The 18,352-nt window shown below is 71.0% G+C and carries 15 protein-coding genes and 2 pseudogenes; 6 read left to right on the top strand and 11 right to left on the bottom strand.

Going from position 1 to position 18,352, the window contains the following annotated elements; genetic code table 11:
- Positions 1–359: 359 nt before the first annotated feature.
- The 4 genes and pseudogenes from AAFF41_RS05020 to AAFF41_RS05005 form a co-directional block, all read right to left on the bottom strand.
- Positions 360–590 (bottom strand): annotated as a pseudogene (locus tag AAFF41_RS05020) (alpha/beta hydrolase fold domain-containing protein); the annotation flags it as partial.
- A 79-nt stretch (positions 591–669) separates the two neighbouring features.
- A pseudogene (locus AAFF41_RS05015) lies at positions 670–1,119 on the bottom strand (alpha/beta hydrolase fold domain-containing protein); the annotation flags it as partial.
- A 538-nt stretch (positions 1,120–1,657) separates the two neighbouring features.
- Entirely contained in the window at positions 1,658–2,437 is a 780-nt protein-coding gene (locus AAFF41_RS05010) for an RICIN domain-containing protein (protein WP_343323550.1), read from the bottom strand.
- A 128-nt stretch (positions 2,438–2,565) separates the two neighbouring features.
- Positions 2,566–2,919, bottom strand: a complete 354-nt coding sequence (locus AAFF41_RS05005; RefSeq protein ID WP_319751645.1) for a hypothetical protein — start codon at positions 2,917–2,919, stop codon at positions 2,566–2,568.
- A gap of 477 nt (positions 2,920–3,396) precedes the next feature.
- Here AAFF41_RS05005 and AAFF41_RS05000 point away from each other — a divergent pair, with 477 nt between their 5' ends.
- The gene (locus AAFF41_RS05000) at positions 3,397–4,350 is read left to right on the top strand and encodes an alpha/beta hydrolase family protein (protein ID WP_319751646.1); all 954 of its coding nucleotides are present in this window, start codon (positions 3,397–3,399) and stop codon (positions 4,348–4,350) included.
- Here the strand turns inward: AAFF41_RS05000 and AAFF41_RS04995 are convergent, their stop codons facing one another.
- Positions 4,351–5,181: a M55 family metallopeptidase gene (locus AAFF41_RS04995; RefSeq protein ID WP_319751647.1), complete on the bottom strand. Its 831-nt coding sequence runs from the start codon at positions 5,179–5,181 to the stop codon at positions 4,351–4,353.
- Positions 5,182–5,384: 203 nt separating this feature from the next.
- On the opposite strand from AAFF41_RS04995, the gene AAFF41_RS04990 reads away from it, so the two are divergent.
- Both AAFF41_RS04990 and AAFF41_RS04985 read left to right on the top strand, forming a co-directional pair.
- Positions 5,385–6,581 carry an NAD(P)/FAD-dependent oxidoreductase gene (locus tag AAFF41_RS04990; RefSeq protein WP_343323549.1) on the top strand — a complete coding sequence of 399 codons (1,197 nt, stop codon included), beginning with the start codon at positions 5,385–5,387 and terminating at the stop codon, positions 6,579–6,581.
- 159 nt (positions 6,582–6,740) lie between these two features.
- Positions 6,741–7,637, top strand: a complete 897-nt coding sequence (locus tag AAFF41_RS04985; RefSeq protein WP_319751650.1) for an RNA polymerase sigma-70 factor — start codon at positions 6,741–6,743, stop codon at positions 7,635–7,637.
- A gap of 431 nt (positions 7,638–8,068) precedes the next feature.
- On the opposite strand, the gene AAFF41_RS51470 is transcribed toward AAFF41_RS04985, so the two are convergent.
- Both AAFF41_RS51470 and AAFF41_RS04980 read right to left on the bottom strand, forming a co-directional pair.
- Positions 8,069–8,221 (bottom strand): SDR family oxidoreductase, encoded by a 153-nt coding sequence (locus tag AAFF41_RS51470; protein ID WP_425526105.1) that lies wholly within the window; start codon positions 8,219–8,221, stop codon positions 8,069–8,071.
- On the bottom strand, positions 8,218–8,838 hold the full coding sequence (locus tag AAFF41_RS04980; protein ID WP_425526104.1) for an SDR family NAD(P)-dependent oxidoreductase: 621 nt from the start codon (positions 8,836–8,838) through the stop codon (positions 8,218–8,220). Before AAFF41_RS04980 ends, AAFF41_RS51470 begins: the two co-directional genes overlap by 4 nt.
- 247 nt (positions 8,839–9,085) lie before the next feature.
- Between AAFF41_RS04980 and AAFF41_RS04975 the strand changes: the two genes are divergently transcribed.
- Positions 9,086–9,700, top strand: coding sequence for a TetR/AcrR family transcriptional regulator (locus AAFF41_RS04975; protein ID WP_319751652.1), 615 nt, complete (start codon positions 9,086–9,088; stop codon positions 9,698–9,700).
- A gap of 81 nt (positions 9,701–9,781) precedes the next feature.
- Here the strand turns inward: AAFF41_RS04975 and AAFF41_RS04970 are convergent, their stop codons facing one another.
- Positions 9,782–10,453 carry a response regulator gene (locus AAFF41_RS04970; protein WP_343323548.1) on the bottom strand — a complete coding sequence of 224 codons (672 nt, stop codon included), beginning with the start codon at positions 10,451–10,453 and terminating at the stop codon, positions 9,782–9,784.
- Positions 10,422–11,726 (bottom strand): sensor histidine kinase, encoded by a 1,305-nt coding sequence (locus AAFF41_RS04965; protein ID WP_319751654.1) that lies wholly within the window; start codon positions 11,724–11,726, stop codon positions 10,422–10,424. The genes AAFF41_RS04970 and AAFF41_RS04965 overlap by 32 nt, the downstream gene beginning before the upstream one ends.
- 344 nt (positions 11,727–12,070) lie before the next feature.
- Between AAFF41_RS04965 and AAFF41_RS04960 the strand changes: the two genes are divergently transcribed.
- Positions 12,071–12,847, top strand: a complete 777-nt coding sequence (locus AAFF41_RS04960; RefSeq protein ID WP_319751655.1) for an ABC transporter ATP-binding protein — start codon at positions 12,071–12,073, stop codon at positions 12,845–12,847.
- A complete protein-coding gene (locus AAFF41_RS04955) occupies positions 12,841–15,411 on the top strand; it encodes an FtsX-like permease family protein (RefSeq protein ID WP_319751656.1) in 2,571 nt (856 codons plus the stop codon). Before AAFF41_RS04960 ends, AAFF41_RS04955 begins: the two co-directional genes overlap by 7 nt.
- Before the next feature lie 94 nt (positions 15,412–15,505).
- On the opposite strand, the gene sthA is transcribed toward AAFF41_RS04955, so the two are convergent.
- Entirely contained in the window at positions 15,506–16,909 is a 1,404-nt protein-coding gene (sthA, locus tag AAFF41_RS04950; RefSeq protein ID WP_319751657.1) for a Si-specific NAD(P)(+) transhydrogenase, read from the bottom strand.
- 82 nt (positions 16,910–16,991) lie between these two features.
- Positions 16,992–18,326, bottom strand: a complete 1,335-nt coding sequence (locus AAFF41_RS04945) for an enolase C-terminal domain-like protein (RefSeq protein WP_343323547.1) — start codon at positions 18,324–18,326, stop codon at positions 16,992–16,994.
- Positions 18,327–18,352 lie beyond the last annotated feature (26 nt).

Raw genomic sequence — 18,352 nt, 5'->3', positions numbered from 1 at the left:
CGCGTGAGGTCCGCCGCGGCGGCGGGATCCCGATCCTCGACGAGCCGACCGCCTGCCTGAGCGCCGAGGCGGCACACCGTTCCACCCCGGTGAGCGCCGTGCCGCCGTGCGTGTGCGGCGTGCCGAGAAGGGGGTACCCGTGGCGGCGAAGGTGTGGCGTGAACGGACGGAGAGCGCTGACAAGTTGGGCATCACGCCACCCGAGGCCCGCTCGCAGGGCTGACAGTCACCTCCATGGAGAGGGGGATGGAGGAGCGGGTGGTCGGGGCGTCCGACGTGCGGCGGGCGCCTCGTCCGTCCCGGGGCCGGCCGCTCAACCGCCTCCGGGCCGTCTTGCCGATCCCGGCGTGCGACGCCGCTCAACCCGCCTCTCGGGACCCGGGGTTGACGGCCCGTCGCACATGACGGGCGATCACGGCGTAGGTCTCCAGGGCCTTCTTGTCGTCCTTGCCGTCGTACCCGTGGTCGACTCCGAGCACGTCGTGGTGCTCGACGAGGGTGCCCGCCCGCCGAAGACGCTCGGCGTAGCGCACGGCTTCCGCCTTGAGGAGGTCGTACTCCGCCGTGACGAGCAGAGCCGGGGCGATGCCCTTCGGATCGGCGGTGTCGGCCGCCCGCTGGGGACACCGGCCGGTCGGCGCGCTCGCGCGGGTCCGGGACGTACGAGCTGTCGAAGATCTCTCCCCTCCAGGGGCGCAGCACCGGTTTGGCGATGGCGGCGCGCTTGCCCCGGGCGCTCGTCGCGAGGTCCAACGGCGGGTAGTGCAGGACCTGCAGGGCGATACCGGGCCCGCCCTCCTCGAGCGCCTGGCGCGCGACGGCCGCGGCGAGACCGCCCCCGGCGCTCTGTCCGCCCACGGACGGACGGCTGCCGTCCCAGCCGTGCTCGCCGCCGTGCTCGGCGATCCACCGGACGACCTCGAAGGCCTGCCGGGGCGGGGCGGGGAACGGGTGCTGCGGGGCCACGACGTAGTCGACGTTGACCACGGCCACCCCCGCCTCGGCGGCAAGGGAACGACAGAGCGGATCGTCGGTCTCCGTCAGCGACATCACGTACCCGCCACCGTGGAAGTTGACGTGAACCGGCGACGGCGGACCCTCGGACGTCGGCAGGTACACCACGACCCGGGCCGGAGCGACCGAGTTCGGGACCGTCAACTCGCCCACGGAGCGGGGGAATTCGGGAAGCGGCTGTGGGGGGCGGCCGCTGAACCGCGCCGGCTCGGGCGCCGGTCGGCCGCCACGGCGAGGCGCTGTATCGACTTGGCGGCGAAGGAGGCCACTCCGGGCCGGGCAAGGAGGGACATACGGTTCCGATCGTCGAGCCGTGTCGCCAATCAACAGGATTCCTGGCAATTGGTGGGGCGATGCCAGCACGGGCACCGAGCCTGGACCTTCGCCTTCGCGCGGTGCCGCGCTGCCCTCGGTCGGGGTGTTCAAGGGGATTCCCGCCCCCAGCAGGTGGTGGGGCGAGGGCTCGGGAGCGATCTCCAATGTCGGCCAACAGAATCACGCTGCCCATCGGTACGGCGGGGGAGAGCCTCATGATGTCTCTCCTGAGCGCCGGGCCCACGCCGGACGCCGGCGTGACGTGGCACCCGCCGCGCCGCACGTCCTTGGGCTTCCCAGTGAGCCCCCGTGATGGACCCGACGAGTCCTAGGCGGTCCCCCCGTTGTTCCACAGCTGCTGGGGCTCGTCGCTGTTGCAGGTGGCCACCATCACCTGCTTGCCGCCGCCGTACGCCGGGGAGGCGATCTCCAGGCAATGCCCGGTCCTGGTGTTCTTCAGGGTCTGGCCTGCCGCGGTGGTGCTTCCGATGCGCCACACCACGTAGCCAGTGCCTCCGACGCCACCGCAGGCTTCCAGTCCGGCCGCGTAGTTGTTGTTGAAGGGCGCCGACAGACAGTTTCCACTCGCGCGGTTGACCAACTCGAAGGTGCCGCCGCCGGAGGAGCGCAACGTCCATGCGTAGGCATCGCCGGAGTCGCAGGCCCCGAAGCCGGGGTAGACGGAACCGTCGCCGGACGCGCACTGGTCGGCGGAGACGTTCCGCAGGCGCGACACGGACCCCGGGGAGAGCTTGGTCGCCCCGGACTCCACGGAGGGCGGCGCCCCGGCTTCGGGCGCGGCCGCCGCACCGGTCCGCTCCGGCTGGGCCACGGCTGCCGCGGAGCCGGACGCGCGCACGATCGGTGCCGACGGGGAGGCGGTGGCGGACGGGGAACCGGTGGCGGACGGCGGCCCGGAAGGCGACGGTGTCGCGGCGAACCACGGTGCCGTGGAGGACCGCCCCGGGCCCGACGGGGACGAGTCCGGTCCGAGAGTGATGGCCGTGATCGTCCCGCCCGCCACGACGACGGGCACGACCAGCATCCGCAAGCGGCGTGCACGCTGCTTGCGGATGTACGTGACATGGTCGGCGTGGCCGACCGCCACCGACCCGTGCGAGGCGGTGACGTACGGGCCCCGGCTGTCACCGGCGGCGCCGAGGCCCGCCCTGTGCAGCAGTCTTCCGAGGAACGCGCCGCGGCCACGGCGCTGTGGAGGTGAGGAGCCGGGGGCGGTCAGTCCTGGACCGGCCCCGGCTTGGGAGGGTCCACGCGCACACCTCCGTTGACCACACCGGCGACAACCGATCCGTTTGTGGCCGTCATGGTGACGTCGCCGCTGACCGCGAACCCACCGGTACCGGCCGAGGCACCGGAGCCGGGAGCGTGCTGTCGGACATGCTCGACGAGGGAGCGCAGCGCCCGGACGGCCTCGTCCCTTTCGGGTTCCGGCAGATCCTGGAGCAGGTCCGTGAAACGTGTTTCCCAGGACAGGGACTGTGCGGCACGTACCCGTTCCAGCGCTCCCTGCGCGTCTTCGGCGGATGCCCGTGCGAGATCGGCGGCGGTCCGGTCAAGGCGCTGCAACACCGCCTCTTCCCGTTGCCCGTCTCGCCCCAGGAGCCGGGCCACTGTTGTTCGGGTGCCTAACCAGGCATCGGTGCCGGCCGCCGTCACGACCGCCGTTCCTCCCGAAGCGGCAAGCCCGACCAAGATTTCCGGCAACATCCACATCCCCTATGAACAGTTGAGTGACGGACCTTCAGCCACGCCATTCAACACGCCTCGTCGGGTGCAGGGGCGACGAATCCGACAACGGGGCGACCGGCAGGGAAAAGGGCTCGGCCCTCGGAACTCGTCGGACCGGCCGCGTTCGCCGACGCGCACCCCGCCCGCTCTCCCGCCGGCGGGCGTTGACAAAGCGGAACATCGCTCCGTATCGTAATCGGAACGACGCTCCGTTTGGTGCGGAGTCGATGCCGGACGCCCCTGACGGGGCCTGACCGCCTCACCCGCCGTCAGTCGAATGAGACCGGCAGCAGAGGTCATTGAAGGGACATACGCATCATGAGTGAATCCCCCGCCCACACCTTCGGTCCGCCCACTCCAGTGCTCTCGGTCAGTCCCGTGGTGCTGCCGGCCCCCGGTCGAGCCGTGGACCTGGAGGTACGCGTCTCCGCGCCCGTGACCGGGAGCGACCTGCCGCTCATCCTGCTCTCGCACGGCCAGGGTTTCTCGAACCACCTCTCCTCGCTGAACGGCTACGCCCCCCTCGCCAACTTCTGGGCGGCGCACGGCTTCGTCGTGATCCAGCCCACCCACCTGAGCTCGAGGACACTGAGCCTGGATCCCGGTACCCCCGGGGGACCTCTGCACTGGCGCTCACGGGCCGAGGACATGACGCGCATCCTCGACCAGCTCGACGTCATCGAGGCCGCCGTACCGCAGCTTCCCGGGCGCCTGAATCACGACAAGGTCGCCGTGGCCGGGCACTCGATGGGCGGGCACACCGCGAGCCTGCTGCTCGGTGCCCGGCTCACCGATCCCGAGGAAGGAACGGAAGTGAACCTGGCCGAGCCCCGGATCAAGGCGGGTGTACTGCTCGCCGCGCCCGGCAGGGGCGGCGATGCCGTCACCGAGTTCGTGGCCGAGAACTATTCGTTCTTCTCGACCATGGACTTCTCCAAGATGACGACGCCCACGCTCGTGGTCGCCGGCGACAAGGACGCCTCCACCCATCTGACGGTTCGGGGCCCGGACTGGCACGCCGATCCGTATTTCCTCTCCCCGGGCCCCAAGTCCCTGCTCACGCTGTTCGACGCGGAGCACGGGCTCGGCGGGGTTTCCGGATACGACGTCGCCGAGACCACGGACGAGAACCCCGAGCGAGTCGCTGCGGTCCAGCGGCTCACCTGGGCCTACCTCCGCACCGCGCTCCATCCCGGGGATTCCGCTTGGCAGGCTGCGCGTGACGCGCTGACGGCCGACCCCGACCCGCTCGGACGAGTCGAGTCCAAGTGATCAGCAATACGGTGGCTGGTTGGTGAGGGAAGCCGCCACTCGCATCCACACTCCGAACTGCCGGTAGAGGCTGGGCAGAGGGCCCTGCGCCTGGACGGTCCGCGTGTCCGTCGAGGCCACCCCCGGAATTCCCAGGAGGGTGGAGGCCACGGAAGCCGACTGCCAGCGGACGGTGAGCGCGGAGGGGCCCGTTGGGACCACTGTGGCCGGTCGTTGCGCGGACAGACTGGCGGCGACCGCCTCCTCGATCGCGGCACGTGCTTCCTCGGCAGGTCGCAGATCCGCCGCGAATCTGTCCCGCGCGGTCTTCACGGCCACGGTGGTGACGGAGGCGTCCCACTCGGCCATCTCCGCGCAGGCGCGGTCGTCACCGGTGAGGACCGCCACCGGAACGCCGATGGCCGCCGCGGTGGCGTGGGCCAGGCCGATCTCACCCACCGGCCGGCCGTCCAGCCACATGTCTTCGATCTCGTGGCCCATGAAGCTGTGGCTCAGCACCCCGAGTGCGCCGGCCCGCGAGTGATAGCCGACGCAGACCATGGCGTCGTGCTCGGGCGCGAGACCTTCGAGCATGAGCATGTGCTTGGGCTTGCCGCGGATGAGGCGGGCCGCCGGGTGCAGGGCCTCCGGAAGGATGTTGCGCATCGGTCCGTGAGCATCGTTGACAGTGATGTCGGCGGCGCCGGCCGCGAGGGCACCCCGGATCGCGGCGTTGACGTCCTTTGCCATCATCGACCGTCCACGCTCGTAGTCCCGGCCGCCGGGCTGCACATCGTCGGCGTCGACGAGGCCTGTGACACCCTCCATGTCCGCGCTGATGTAGATCCGCACTGCGCACACTCCTCAAGCTTGATCACTGAGGAGACGACTGCCACTCCTCCTGCGGTTCCGCTGGGCGCGATGGCCTGCGTCACGGTGTGAAGGGGAGCGCGGACCTGCCCTGTTGGTCCGGGGAGTGACCTGCCTCACATGCTGTCACAGCGATCGATCCCGTGGTGTCTTGAGGCCGAACCCCCGGAAACGAAGGAGACACCATGACGGAGAACACCGATGTGGTCGTGGTCGGCGGCGGATACGCCGGCGTCATGGCGGCCAATCGCCTGACACAGCGCGACGACGTGACAGTGACTCTGATCAACCCGCGCCCGACCTTCGTCGAGCGGATCCGCCTGCACCAACTGGTGGGCGGGTCCCACGACGCGGTCCTCGACTACCGCAAGGTCCTGAGCGAGCGCGTGCGGCTGGTGGTCGACACCGTCACCCGGATCGACGCGGCCGAGCGCAGCGTGACGCTCGCGACCTGCGGCACGGTCGGCTACGACTATCTGGTCTACGCGGTGGGCAGTGGCAGCGCCGACCCGCAGGTGCCCGGGGCGGCCGAGTTCGCCCACCCGATCGCCGGCCTGGAGGAGGCGCAGCGGCTGCGGCCGGTCGTCGACGCCGCGCCCGCAACGGCCGCGGTGACCGTCGTCGGAGCCGGTGCGACCGGCATCGAGACCGCCGCCGAACTGGCGGAGGGGGGCCGCACCGTGACCCTGGTCTGCGGCGGCGTGCTCGGCCCTTCCCTGCACCCTCGGGGTCGGCGCTCGGTCACCAGGCGGCTGGCCGTACTCGGTGTGACCGTGCTCGAAGGCCCCGACACGAAGGTGACGGCGGTGACTCGTGATGCCGTACGGCTCAGTGACGGCCGCGAGCTGCCGAGCGAGGTGACCGTCTGGACCACCGGATTCGGTGTGCCGGACCTGGCCGCGCGCAGCGGACTGAGCACCGACGCCTTGGGCCGCCTGCTCACGGACGAGACCTTGACGAGCGTGGACGACGTGCGCATCGTCGCGGCCGGGGACTCGGCGGCGCCCTCGGACCTGCCGTTCCGGATGAGCTGCCAGGCCGCGGTTCAGCTGGGCCCGCAGGCCGCCGAGACAGTGCTCAGCCGGCTCGCGGGCGAGCAGCCCGCGCCCATCGACGTCGGGTTCGTCAGTCAGTGCATCAGTCTGGGCCGCCGCGCCGGCGTCTTTCAGCTCACCGGCAGGGATGACACCGCGAAGGGGTTCTACCTCGGCGGCCGCCCGGGTGCGAAGATCAAGGAGCTCATTTGCCGGGGCATCCCCTGGCAACTGGCGTACGGGGCACGCAAGCCCGGTGCACGCACCTGGTGGGCCAAGGACGCCGAGCGCCGACAACTGTTGCAGACCGGGCGTCGCGAGGCGCCTGCCACTGAACGGACGGCCTGACCAGGCACTCGTAGGGCGTCGCCTCGGGCCCAGGGCGCCTGATCACCACTCGGCAAATCCACGGGTATGGACGATTACTCATGAGAAGGATCTCGCTGTGGATGCACGCTTGAAGGACTTCGGCGACCGGCGTCGGCCGTGCGGGAGAGGGGCCGGGACATGAGCGACCACGTCACCGACACGGCGACCGAGACGTTCCTCGCCCACCGCAACCTGCTCTTCACCGTGGCATACGAGATGCTCGGATCGGCCGCCGACGCCGAAGACGTCCTCCAGGAAACCTGGTTGCGATGGGTCAAGGTCGACTTGGGGCAGGTACGCGAGCCGCGCGCCTACCTGGTCCGGATCACGACCCGGCAGTCGCTCAACCGGCTGCGCACGATGAGTCGCCGCAAGGAGGTGTACGTCGGTCCCTGGCTGCCCGAGCCGTTGCTCACCGCGCCGGACGTGGCCGAGGACGTCGAACTCGCCGAGAGTGTGTCGATGGCGATGATGCTCGTCCTCGAGACGCTGTCGCCGACCGAGCGCGCGGTCTTCGTGCTGCGCGAGGTCTTCGACGTCGGCTACGACGAGATCGCGGCCGCCGTCGACAAGACCCCTGCGGCCGTCCGTCAGATCGCACATCGCGCACGTCGGCACGTCGATGCCCGCCGCCCGCGCGAGGTGGTCCCCTCGGGCAGGATCCGGGCGGCTCTGGAGTCGTTCCAGCGCGCGTTCGAAGCCAGGGACCTGCAGGGCCTCATGGACGTGCTGGCGCCCGAGGTCGTCCTGGTGAGCGACGGCGGCGGCGTCAAGCAGGCCGCGCTGCGGCCGATCAGCGGCGCCGAGAAGGTGGTCCGCTTCATCGTCGGCGGGACCGGGAAGGCCGAAGGCACACTCACCAGTGACCCCACCGTGGTCAATGGCAACCCGGCACTCGTCCTACGCCTGGACGGCGAGGTCGACGGCATCATGGCGATCCGTGTCGAGGACGCCCGCATCACCGGCCTCTACTACGTCCGCAACCCGGAGAAACTGACCCGCGTCGCATCCGAGACCTCGCTCACCCTGCGATGACGACCGGTGGCGCAACGGCCCCCCGGGTATCAAGTGCCGCGTCCGGCGCGCGGTGTGTCGTGCGGGACCGGGCCAGACGCCGGTCCCGCTTCGGACGTCAGCCGATCTCGTCGGTGAAGCCCACTGACAGGAACGTCTGACGGGTGACGGGTGACGGGTGACGGGCAGTTCGGCCGGGGCCCGGCGCAGTGCGGGGGCCGGCGCGGCCGCGTCCAGCCGCTGGTCCGCCGCCTGCCAGGGATCGGTGACATCCGGGCCCGGTACGGGGTCTTTCCGTCCCGTCCGCCTCAGGTACCCGGCGCTTGCCGGGCCCCAACTGTGCGGAGAGACACGTCGATACGCGTGGTCAGCCCCGCGCGTCTCCCGCCACGGACTCCAAGCCGGGACGTGTTGGTCCTTGCCGTGGAGTGAGGGAAACGGCCTGCGGTGACTCACACGGCGATGACGGCGGCACCCACGCGACCGCCGTCGACGTCCACCACCGATCCGTGCACGAAGGAGGCCTCGTCACCGGCCAGCCAGACGGCGGCGCGCGCGATGGCGTCCGGGCTGCCGACTTCGCCGGCCGGTGTCCCCTTCATCATGACCTCGCCGGGATGCGGTTCGCTCCCTTCCGCGGTGCGGGGAGGATCACGCCAGGCGAGATGGCGTTCACCCGCACTCCCCGCGGTCCGAACTCCGCGGCCCATGCCCGGGTGAGTGTCTCCATGGCCCCCTTGGTGGAGCTGTAGAGCGCGCCGACCGGAATACCCAGGCGCGCGACCCATGACCCGAGATTGATGATGCTGCCCCCTCCGGCCTCCGCCATGGCCGGTGCGACGGCGGCGGTCAGGAAGAACGGTGCCTTGACGTTCACCGCGTAGACCCGGTCGAAGGTCTCCTCGTCCGTGGCGGTGGTCACGGCGCCCGGGTAGATGCCGGCGTTGTTCACCAGGATGTCGATGCGCCCGCCGAGGGACCTGCGTGCCCGCTCGGCCAGGTCCCGGGAGGCCCCGGCACTGCCGTCGAGGTCCGCCACGAGGAAATCGGCCCGCCCGCCGGCGGCGCGGATGCCTTCGACGACCCGGGCCGCCCGCTCCCGATCGCGCCCCGACACGATGACATGGGCCCCCTCGGCGGCGAACGCCTCGGCGATCGCCCGCCCGATATTGCTCGTCGAGCCCGTGACGAGCGCGGTCTTGTTGTGCAGTCGTTCACCCATGATGTGGTCCCTCGTCCCGCTCTCCGCGGCCGGGCAGGCCGACCGGCTCCGTACGGCGGTCCACCAGTGGGCTGAACCGCGCGACCCACTGTGCATCGGTAAAAATGGACCGGCAAGTCCAGTCTGGGGCGCCTGTGAGGACATAAAATGGACTCATCGGTCCAGTGAGTCAGCAGTGAGTTCGGTCCAGCGAGTCGCTTCAGTGAGTCGGGTCCGTACGCCGGTCCAGGGATGGAGGGAGCACGCCATGTCGCACGTGCCGACCACGAAAGGCCGGGCCACGCGGGCCCGCATCGTCGAGGGTGCCGCCGAGGTGCTCCGCGAAAGGGGTGTCGCCTTCACCACCCTCGACGACATCCGCGCCCGGACCGGCACGAGCAAGAGCCAGCTCTTCCACTACTTCCCCGAAGGCAAGGACGAACTACTGCTGGCGGTGGCACAGTTCGAGGCGGACCGCGTCCTGGAGGACCAGCAGCCGCATCTGGGATGCCTGGACTCCTGGGAGTCCTGGTACCAGTGGCGGGACGCGGTCGTGGAACGCTATGAACGCCAGGGTGATCAGTGCCCGTTGGGATCCCTGTTCCTCCAGGTCGGGCGATCCCGGCCGGGCGCACGGGCCATCGTGGCCGAGCTGATGCGTCAGTGGCAGGAGCAACTCGCCCGGGGCATACGCGCGCTCCGGGCGCGTGGCCTGGTGTCGCCCACCCTCGACGTCGACACGACGGCCGCCGCACTGCTGGCCGGAGTCCAGGGAGGCGTGTCGGTGATGATGTCCACGGGCGACTCGACCCACCTGAAGGCCGCGCTCGACACCGGTATCGAGTACCTGCGCGTGACGGCGGAGCGCCACAGCCCGCGCTGACCGTGGCGCTCCCCGTGCCCGCGATCGGTGATCACGCGGGCGTGCCATGCGATGGTCAGGCGCTCGCGCCCCGAGGCCCCGTCAGGACGTGCCGCGCGGGACGACCAGGCCGCAGTCGTACGCCAGGATCACGGCCTGGACGCGATCGCGCAGCTGGTACTTCTCCAGGATGTGGGCGACGTGCGTCTTGACCGTGGTCTCACCCACACCGAGTTCGAGCGCGATCTCCGCGTTGGACAGACCACGGGTGAGGGCGCGCAGCACGTCGAGTTCGCGCCCGGTCAGGGCGTCGAGCTTCGTCGGCACGGCCGACGTCGCGGGCGCGGCGAGGTGGGCGAAGCGGTCCAGCAGCCGGTGGGTGACGCGCGGGGAGAGTACGGCCTCACCGCCGGCCACTGTACGGATGGCGCTCACCAGAGAGTCGGCGGGACCGTCCTTGACCAGGAAACCGCTGGCCCCGGCGCGCAGGGCGTCCACGACGTGCGCGTCCAGGTCGAAGGTGGTGAGGATGACGATCCGGCTGGGTGAACCCGTTCCCACGATCCGGCGGGTGGCCTCCACACCGTCCATGTGCGGCATCCGGATGTCCATCAGGACGACGTCCGGGGTGAGGGCCTCGGCGCGCTCGACGGCGGCCACGCCGTCCGACGCCTCGCCGACGACGACGATGTCCGGTTCGGCCTCGAGGATGAGCCGGAATCCCGTCCGGATCATGGGCTGGTCATCGACCAGCAGGACGCGGATGGCTTGCATGCGGGGAGTGCCCTTCGTGCTGGGGGTCGGGTTCGGGGGAGGGGAGCGGGACGACCGCGTGGACGCAGTATCCGCCGCCCGGGCGGTTGCCGGTGTGCAGGGAGCCGCCCACGGCGCCGATCCGTTCCCGCATACCGACCAGACCGTGGCCGGAACCCCTCGTCGGCTTGGGCGGCCGAGGTGTCTCGTCTCCCTGCCGCGGCCCGTCGTCGCAGAGCCGCAGGGTGAGCCGGTGCCGCTCCGGCTCCCAGGAGACGGTCAGCGCGGTGTGCGTGTGACCGGCGTGCTTGAGGGTGTTGGTGAGGGCTTCCTGCACGACGCGGTAGACGGCGAGTTGTGAACCCGCCGGGAGCTCGGCGGGCGTTCCCCTGGTGTCGAACTCGACCTGGAGACCGGCGGCGCGCACCGACTCCACGAGCGCCGGCAGGGCGTCGACGGTGGGCTGGGGCGGTTCCTTGTTCGGGTCGCTCTCCGCCTCTTCGTCGGTCCGCAGCACGTCAAGGAGCCTGCGCAGCTCGGTGACGGTGGCCCGTCCCGTCTCCTCGACGGTGCCGTGCAGTTCGTGGGCCTTGGCGCTGTCGCGGTCCTGGACCCGGTCGGCGGCGATGGTCTGCACCACCATGAGACTGACGTTGTGGGCGACGATGTCGTGCAACTCGCGGGCGATCCGGGCCCGTTCCTCCATCACGGCGGCGCGCGCGTTGGCGACCTGTTCGCGCTCGATCGCAGCGGCCCGTTCCAGCGCCTGGTTCCGGATGGCGGCGCGTGCCCCGGAGAGCCGGCCCAGCGCCCACGCGGCGACCAGCAGCACCGTCTCGATCAGCAGGGTGGTGACGCGGTACCCGGTCGGCGCGAGCAGCGACTCGGTGACGGCCGCGGCCGGAATGAGTACCGCCACGACCAGGGTCGCCGTACGGGGGGTGGACCGTACGGCGGTGAGGAACACGCCCGTGGCCACGCCCACGTAGGTCGGTCCGATGGAGGTGCCCTCGGGTCCGGAGAGCTGCGGGATGTAGTGGAGGCCCTGGAGCGCGGCGGCCGCCGCCGACATCACCAGCAGCGCGGGCAGCGGAGCCCGGCGGTGGAAGGCGAGCGGCAGCGCGGACACCAGCACGAGCACCAGGAACCAGGTATCCGGCGAACGCAGTTCGGGCCCGCCGGGCGGGATCGCCAGCGGCGTGGCCGCGCATCCGGCGATGAGCAGCAGGGCCAGACCCGCGTCGGTGACGGCCGGGGGCACACGGCGCCCGGCGAACGAGTCCATCAGGTCCATGCGCCCCACGTTAGACGGCTCACCCGGTGCCCTGATCTGCCCTGAGGGTGAGAGCGCGCCGCCGGTCTCCTCCGCGGCGGCATCCTCCGCAAGGAGGAGGCGCCCCGCGCGGCCGGCGGCGCGAGGAGACCCTGCCCTCCTCCGTACGACGGAGGGCATCGCGGATCTCGCCCGACCGGCGGAGACCACGGTTCGACGGTGCGGCCGAGGCCGCGGCCCGTTGCCGCCGCTGGACTGGGAGCACCACTCACGGAACGCCGTGCGAGAAGCCGGAACTTGAGAAGCCGGAACGTTGGCAGCCGGAACTTGAGAAGTCGGCATTTGAGAGTCGAGGAGGAGTCACAGTGCGGTCTTGGGGCCAACAACCGGACGGGCCGACCGACGGCCGGTACGCGGTGCAGCTGACGGACGTGACCAAGCGGTACGGCGACGGCCCCTCGGCCGTCCTGGCGCTCGACAAGATCGGCGCGGGCATCGCCCCCGGCACGTTCACGGCCGTGATGGGCCCTTCGGGATCCGGCAAGAGCACCTTCCTGCACTGCGCGGCGGGCCTCGACCGGCCCACCTCGGGCTCGGTCCGGCTGGGCGCACAGGACCTGTCGACACTGAAGGAGCGACGGCTCACGGAGCTGCGGCGCACCCGCATCGGCTTCGTGTTCCAGGCGTTCAACCTGCTGCCCTCGCTGACCGTCGAGCAGAACATCACGCTGCCCCTGCGGCTGGCCGGACGGCAGGTCGACGCGGGCTGGTACGACCACATCGTGAAGGCCGTCGACCTCGGCGACCGGCTCGCGCGCTTGCCCGCCCAGCTGTCCGGCGGCCAGCAGCAGCGGGTGGCGATCGCGCGCGCCCTGGTCACCCGGCCCGAGGTGATCTTCGCCGACGAGCCGACCGGGGCGCTCGATCCGGAGACCGCACGGGACATCCTGGGGCTGCTGCGGCAGGCGGTCACCGATCTGCATCAGACGGTGGTCATGGTCACCCACGATCCGGTGGCCGCCGCACACACCGACCACGCTCTCTTCCTGAGCGCGGGGCACCTCGTCGACGCCTTGACCGAGCCGAGCGCCGACCGCGTCGCGGACGTCATGGCCGGCCTGCGCAGGGCCGCCCGATGCTGAGTCTCGCCCTGCTGACGCTCAAGGCCCGCAAGGGCGGTTTCGTCGGCACCTTCGTCGCCCTGCTGCTGGGCGCCGCCGTCCTGAGCGCGTGCGGGATCCTGCTGGAGTCGGGCATACGGGCCGGATCCTCCGCCGAGCGGTACGCGGCGGCCGACGTCGTCGTCACGGGCCGCCAGGAGGTCGAACTGACCTTCAAGGACCTCGACGGATCGACCGTGAAGGAGTCCCAACCGCTGCCCGAACGCGTACCGCTGCGGGCCTCGTCGGCCGACCGGATCACCGGCGTGGACGGAGCGAAGGCGGTGATCACGGACGTGGGCGCCCCGGTGCGGCTGGTGACCGATGCCGGTCAGCCGGTGCCGGGACACCACGGCGCGGGGGTGGAGGCGCACAACTGGTCGAGCCTGGGCCTCGGCGACTTCCGTCTGATCACCGGTCACGCGCCCCGCGCCGCCGGAGAGATCGTCCTGGACACCGAACTCGCCGCGCAGGCGGACGTCCGCCCCGGCGACGACATCCGTCTGATGACCACCTCGGTGCCCCGCACCTTCCAGGTCGCCGGACTGGTCGCCCTGAAGGACGGCGGCGCCCCCCGTCGGTCCGTGGCGTTCCTGGCCGACGCGACCCTGCGCCGGTCGGTTCCCGAAGCCTCCGTCCAGGCCTTCGGCGTCCTCGCCGCGCCCGGCGCGTCACCGCACCGACTCGCCGGCGCCATCCAGGCCGCGCTCCACGACGACACCCTCGCCGTGCACACCGGGGAGGGGCGCGGACGGGCCGAGTTCCTCGACGTCACCGTCAGCGGCTCCAACCTCGTCGTCCTGGCGGCCGCGATCGGCGGCAACGTCCTGCTCGTCGCCGTCTTCGTCCTGTACGCCACCACGTCCCTGTCGATCCGACACCGCCGCCGGGAGATCGCCCTGCTGCGCGCGATCGGCACCACCCCGGGCCAGATCCGGCGCATGGTCGCCGCCGAGGCCGCCGCCACCGGCCTGCTCGCCGGAGCGGTCGGCTGCCCGGCGGGTCTGCTCCTCGTGTACTGGCTGCGCGACCGGTTCGCCGGACACGGCATCGTGCCCTCCGACTTCGGGCTCGCCCTCAGCCCCCTGCCCTTCCTCGCGGCGGTGCTCGTCACCGTCCTGACCGCGCTGGTCGCGGTGGTGTCCGCCGCGCATCGCGCGACCCGGATCCGGCCCACCGAGGCGCTCGGCGAGGCCGCCGTGGAGACCCCGGGGCTCGGCCGCGGACGCCGGATCACCGGCGGTGTGCTGCTCGTGCTGTCGGCCGGGATCTTCGTCACCGGACTGGCACAGGACGCCGACTTCTTCACCCTCGTCGGGCTCGCCAACTCCCTCGTCCTCGTCCTCGTCGTCGCGGTCGCCGTCCTCGGCCCGCTGGTCTCCCGTACCGCCGTACGCCTCCTTGCCCCGCTGCTGAACCGGACCGGTGTCACCGGCTACCTCGCGGCGGCCAACACCCGGGCCAACGTGGTCCGGCTGGCCGGCGCGATCACCCCGCTCGTGCTCGCCGTCTCCTTCTCGTCGACCGTCGTCTTCGCGCAGACCACCGGGCTCAGGGAGTCGGCCGACCAGCTGCGGGCCGGGCTCGTCGCCGACCACGTCCTCACCGCGCCGTCCGGAGTGTCACCCGAACTCGCCGAGAAGGCGAGGGGCATGAAACAGGTGGTGTCGGCCACCGGACTGGTCAGGTCCAAGGTCGTCGCCATGGGCAGGATGCTGGGCGCCCAGGAGTCCGTCTCGCTCAGCGCGCAGGGCGTGGATCCCCGGGCGCTCGGCAGCGCCCTCGATCTGCGGCCGCGGGAAGGGAACATGAAGGCCCTGTCACGGGACACCGTGGCGATCAGCACCACCACGGCCTCCTGGCTCGGGCTCGGCGTCGGCGACACCGCCCGGCTCCACCTCGGCGACGGCACCCCGTTGCGGGCCAAGGTCGTCGCCGTGTACGAACGCGGCTTCGGATTCACCGACGTGACCGTGGACCACGACCTGTTGCTCGCCCACACCACAGGGAAGGTCGACGAGTCCGTCCTCGTACGCTCCGCCGCCTCGGCACCCGACCTGACCCAGGCCCTGTCGCACCTGGCCGCGGCCTACCCCGGCACGGTGCTCCGGGACGGCCTCGCCGTCGACGACCAGCTCGCGGAACAGCGGGCGAACGCGTGGGTCAACTACCTCGTCGTCGGCGTGATCATCGCCTACACGGCGATCACCGTCGTCAACACGCTGGCGATGAGCACGGCCGCGCGACGCCGCGAGTTCGCTCTGCTGCGGCTGTCCGGCACGGCGCGCGGGCAGGTCGCGGGCATGATGCGGCGGGAGAGCGTCATCGTCATCGCGGCCGGGGTGGGCATCGGGACCCTGCTCTCCGCGTTCCCACTCGTCCTCGTGTCGTTGGCGGTGAGCGGCACCCCGATCCCGGCCGTACCCGGCCTCGGCTACCTGGCGATCGCCGGCGCGACGGCGGCTCTCGCGGCCGCGGGCACGATGCTGCCGACGCGGATGCTGCTGAGGATCCGGCCGGTCGAGGCGATCGGCGCGAGGGAATGACCTCGGCGTGAGCGGGCCCGGGGTGCCTCACCAGGCACCCCGGGCCTCGCCCGTGCCGGACCTCGATACGGGCCTCGCCGGGCCCCGGCGGCGGTCAGTCCCTCAGGCGGTCTATCTGGCGGATCTTGTTGGTGGCGTCCAGGGCGGCGACCTTGTAGGACTCGGCCAGCGTGGGGTAGTTGAACACCGCGTCGACGAGGTAGTCGACCGTGCCGCCGCACCCCATCACGGACTGCCCGATGTGGATCAGCTCGGTGGCCCCGGTGCCGAAGCAGTGCACGCCGAGCAGCTTGCGGTCGTCCGGGGAGACCAGGAGCTTGAGCATGCCGTGCGAGTCACCGATGATCTGGCCTCGGGCCAGTTCGCGGTAACGGGAGATGCCGACCTCGAAAGGCACGCACTCCTCGGTGAGCTGGTCCTCGGTGCGCCCGATGAAGCTGATCTCCGGGATGGTGTAGATGCCGATCGGCTGGAGGTCGTGCATCGGATGCACCGGCTCGCCGAAGGCGTGGTACGCGGCCGTACGTCCCTGCTCCATCGAGGTCGCCGCCAGCGCCGGGAAGCCGATGACGTCGCCCACCGCGTAGATGTGCGGCACCTCGGTGCGGTAGTTCTCGTCGACCTTGATACGGCCGCGCGGGTCGGCGGACAACCCGGCTTTGTCCAGGTCGAGTTCGTCGGTGAGGCCCTGTCGGCCCGCGGAGTACATCACGGTGTCCGCGGGGATCTTCTTGCCGCTCTCCAGGACGGTGAGAGTGCCCCCGGGATGATGCTCGACCGAGGCGACCGTCTCCCCGAAGCGGAAGGTGACGGCGAGGTCCCGCAGGTGGTACTTGAGCGACTCGATCACCTCGACGTCGCAGAAGTCGAGCATCCCGGCCCGCTTCTCGACCACCGTGATCTTGCTGCCGAGGGCCGCGAACATGGAGGCGTATTCCATGCCGATCACCCCGGCCCCGACGATGACCATGGAGCGCGGCACTTGCTCCAGGTTGAGAACGTTGTCCGAGTCCATGATCGTGCGTCCGTCGAACGCGACGCTCGCGGGACGGGCCGGCCGGGTGCCGGTGGCGATCACGATGTGCTCGGCGGTCAGCAGCTTTTCGTTGCCGTTCGCTTCGATCAGGGCGACCGTGTGGTCGTCCACGAAGCGGCCGGTGCCGGCGAACAGGGAGACGTGGTTGCGGGACAGCTGGCTGCGGATGACGTCGACCTCGCGGCTGACCACGTGCTGGGTGCGCGCGGTCAGGTCGGCGACGGTGATGTCCTCCTTGAGGCGGTAACTCTGGCCGTACATATCGCGTTGGGTGAGGCCGGTGAGATAGAGGACCGCCTCGCGCAAGGTCTTGGAGGGGATGGTCCCGGTGTGGATGGAGACCCCGCCGACCATGTCGGGGCGGTCGAGGACGGCGACCCGGCGGCCGAGCTTGGCCGCAGCGATGGCGGCCTTCTGACCACCCGGGCCGGATCCGATGACAAGCATGTCGAAGTCGCGCACCCTCCGGAGTCTGTCAGGCCGAAGTCCTCACCCGGAAGGGTGAATGGACACCAGTCGGTCCCACGACGGAAATGAGAGTGGCTCAACGCACCAGACACGGACGCTTGCTGTCGAACTCCCAGCCGGGGACCAGGTAGCGCATCCCGACGGCGTCGTCACGCGCCCCCAACGCCTTCTCCTGGTGGAGCTCGTGGGCCGCCAGCAGCCGCTCCTTGTCGAGCCGGACACCGAGACCGGGCGCGTCCGGCACGGCGATCTCCCCGTCGACGATGCGTGGCGGTTCGACGGTCAGGCGCTCCAGACCCTCCTGCCAGATCCAGTGCGTGTCCAGGGCGTTGTACGCGCCCGGAGCCGCGGCCCCGCAGTGCGTCACCATCGCCAGTGAGATGTCGAAGTGGTTGTTCGAGTGGCAACCCCAGGTCAGCCCCATCGCGTTGCACAACTGCGCCACGCGCACCGAGCCCTGCATCGTCCAGAAGTGCGGGTCGGCCAGCGGGATGGACACCGACTGCAGGGCCAGGGCATGGGTCAGCTGCCGCCAGTCGGTGGCGATCATGTTGGTCGCGGTCGGCAGGCCCGTCGCGCGGCGGAACTCGGCCAGGATCTCCCGACCGGAGTAGCCGCCCTCGGCTCCACAGGGGTCCTCGGCGTAGGCGAGTGTGCCCACCAGGGGCGAACACAGCTCGATCGCCTCGCGCAGCGACCACGCGCCGTTCGGGTCGAGGGTGATCCGCGCCTCGGGGAAGCGGTCCTTGAGCGCCCGTACGGCCTTCACCTCCTCCGCGCCCGCGAGGACACCGCCCTTCAGCTTGAAGTCCCGGAAGCCGTACAGGTCGTGGGTCGCCTCGGCCTGCCGGACGATCGCCTCCGGCGACAGGGCCTCCTCGTGCCGGATCCGGTACCAGTCCTCGGCCGCGTCCGGCTCGCGGACGTACTCCAGTTCCGTCCGGCCGGGGTCACCGACGTAGAACAGGTAGCCGAGGACCCGTACGGAGTCGCGCTGCTGTCCGTCGCCGAGGAGCGCCGCGACGGGTACGTCGAGATGCTGCCCCAGCAGGTCGAGCAGCGCCGACTCGACCGCGGTGACGGCGTGGACGGTGGTCCGCAGGTCGAAGGTCTGGGCGCCGCGCCCACCGGCGTCGCGGTCGGCGAAACGGTCACCGATCTCGCGCAGGACGCGCTTGTAGTCCCCGACTTTCGCTCCGACGACCAGGGACTCGGCATCCCGCAGAGTCCGCGTGATCTTCTCCCCGCCGGGGACCTCACCGAGACCCGTACGCCCCTCGGAGTCCGTCAGGACGACGACGTTGCGAGTGAAGTAGGGGCCGTGCGCTCCGGAGAGGTTCAACTCCATGGAGTCCCGGCCGGCGACCGGGTAGACGGAGAAGGCGGTGACGGTCGGCTGGCTCTTGCTCATGCGTCTCAAAGTCCTTGGGTACGGGG

It is taken from the genome of Streptomyces mirabilis (assembly GCF_039503195.1).
Lineage (GTDB): Bacteria > Actinomycetota > Actinomycetes > Streptomycetales > Streptomycetaceae > Streptomyces > Streptomyces mirabilis_D.
This window is presented reverse-complemented; position numbering and strand designations above follow the sequence as displayed.

Excerpts from the sequence above, each read along its gene's own strand:
- AAFF41_RS05000 (WP_319751646.1), top strand. The coding sequence starts at position 3,397 with ATGAGTGAATCCCCCGCCCACACCTTCGGTCCGCCCACTCCAGTGCTC.
- AAFF41_RS04990 (WP_343323549.1), top strand. The coding sequence starts at position 5,385 with ATGACGGAGAACACCGATGTGGTCGTGGTCGGCGGCGGATACGCCGGC.
- AAFF41_RS04985 (WP_319751650.1), top strand. The coding sequence starts at position 6,741 with ATGAGCGACCACGTCACCGACACGGCGACCGAGACGTTCCTCGCCCAC.
- AAFF41_RS51470 (WP_425526105.1), bottom strand. The coding sequence starts at position 8,221 with ATGATGAAGGGGACACCGGCCGGCGAAGTCGGCAGCCCGGACGCCATC.
- AAFF41_RS04980 (WP_425526104.1), bottom strand. The coding sequence starts at position 8,838 with ATGGGTGAACGACTGCACAACAAGACCGCGCTCGTCACGGGCTCGACG.
- AAFF41_RS04975 (WP_319751652.1), top strand. The coding sequence starts at position 9,086 with ATGTCGCACGTGCCGACCACGAAAGGCCGGGCCACGCGGGCCCGCATC.
- AAFF41_RS04970 (WP_343323548.1), bottom strand. The coding sequence starts at position 10,453 with ATGCAAGCCATCCGCGTCCTGCTGGTCGATGACCAGCCCATGATCCGG.
- AAFF41_RS04965 (WP_319751654.1), bottom strand. The coding sequence starts at position 11,726 with ATGGACCTGATGGACTCGTTCGCCGGGCGCCGTGTGCCCCCGGCCGTC.
- AAFF41_RS04955 (WP_319751656.1), top strand. The coding sequence starts at position 12,841 with ATGCTGAGTCTCGCCCTGCTGACGCTCAAGGCCCGCAAGGGCGGTTTC.
- AAFF41_RS04945 (WP_343323547.1), bottom strand. The coding sequence starts at position 18,326 with ATGAGCAAGAGCCAGCCGACCGTCACCGCCTTCTCCGTCTACCCGGTC.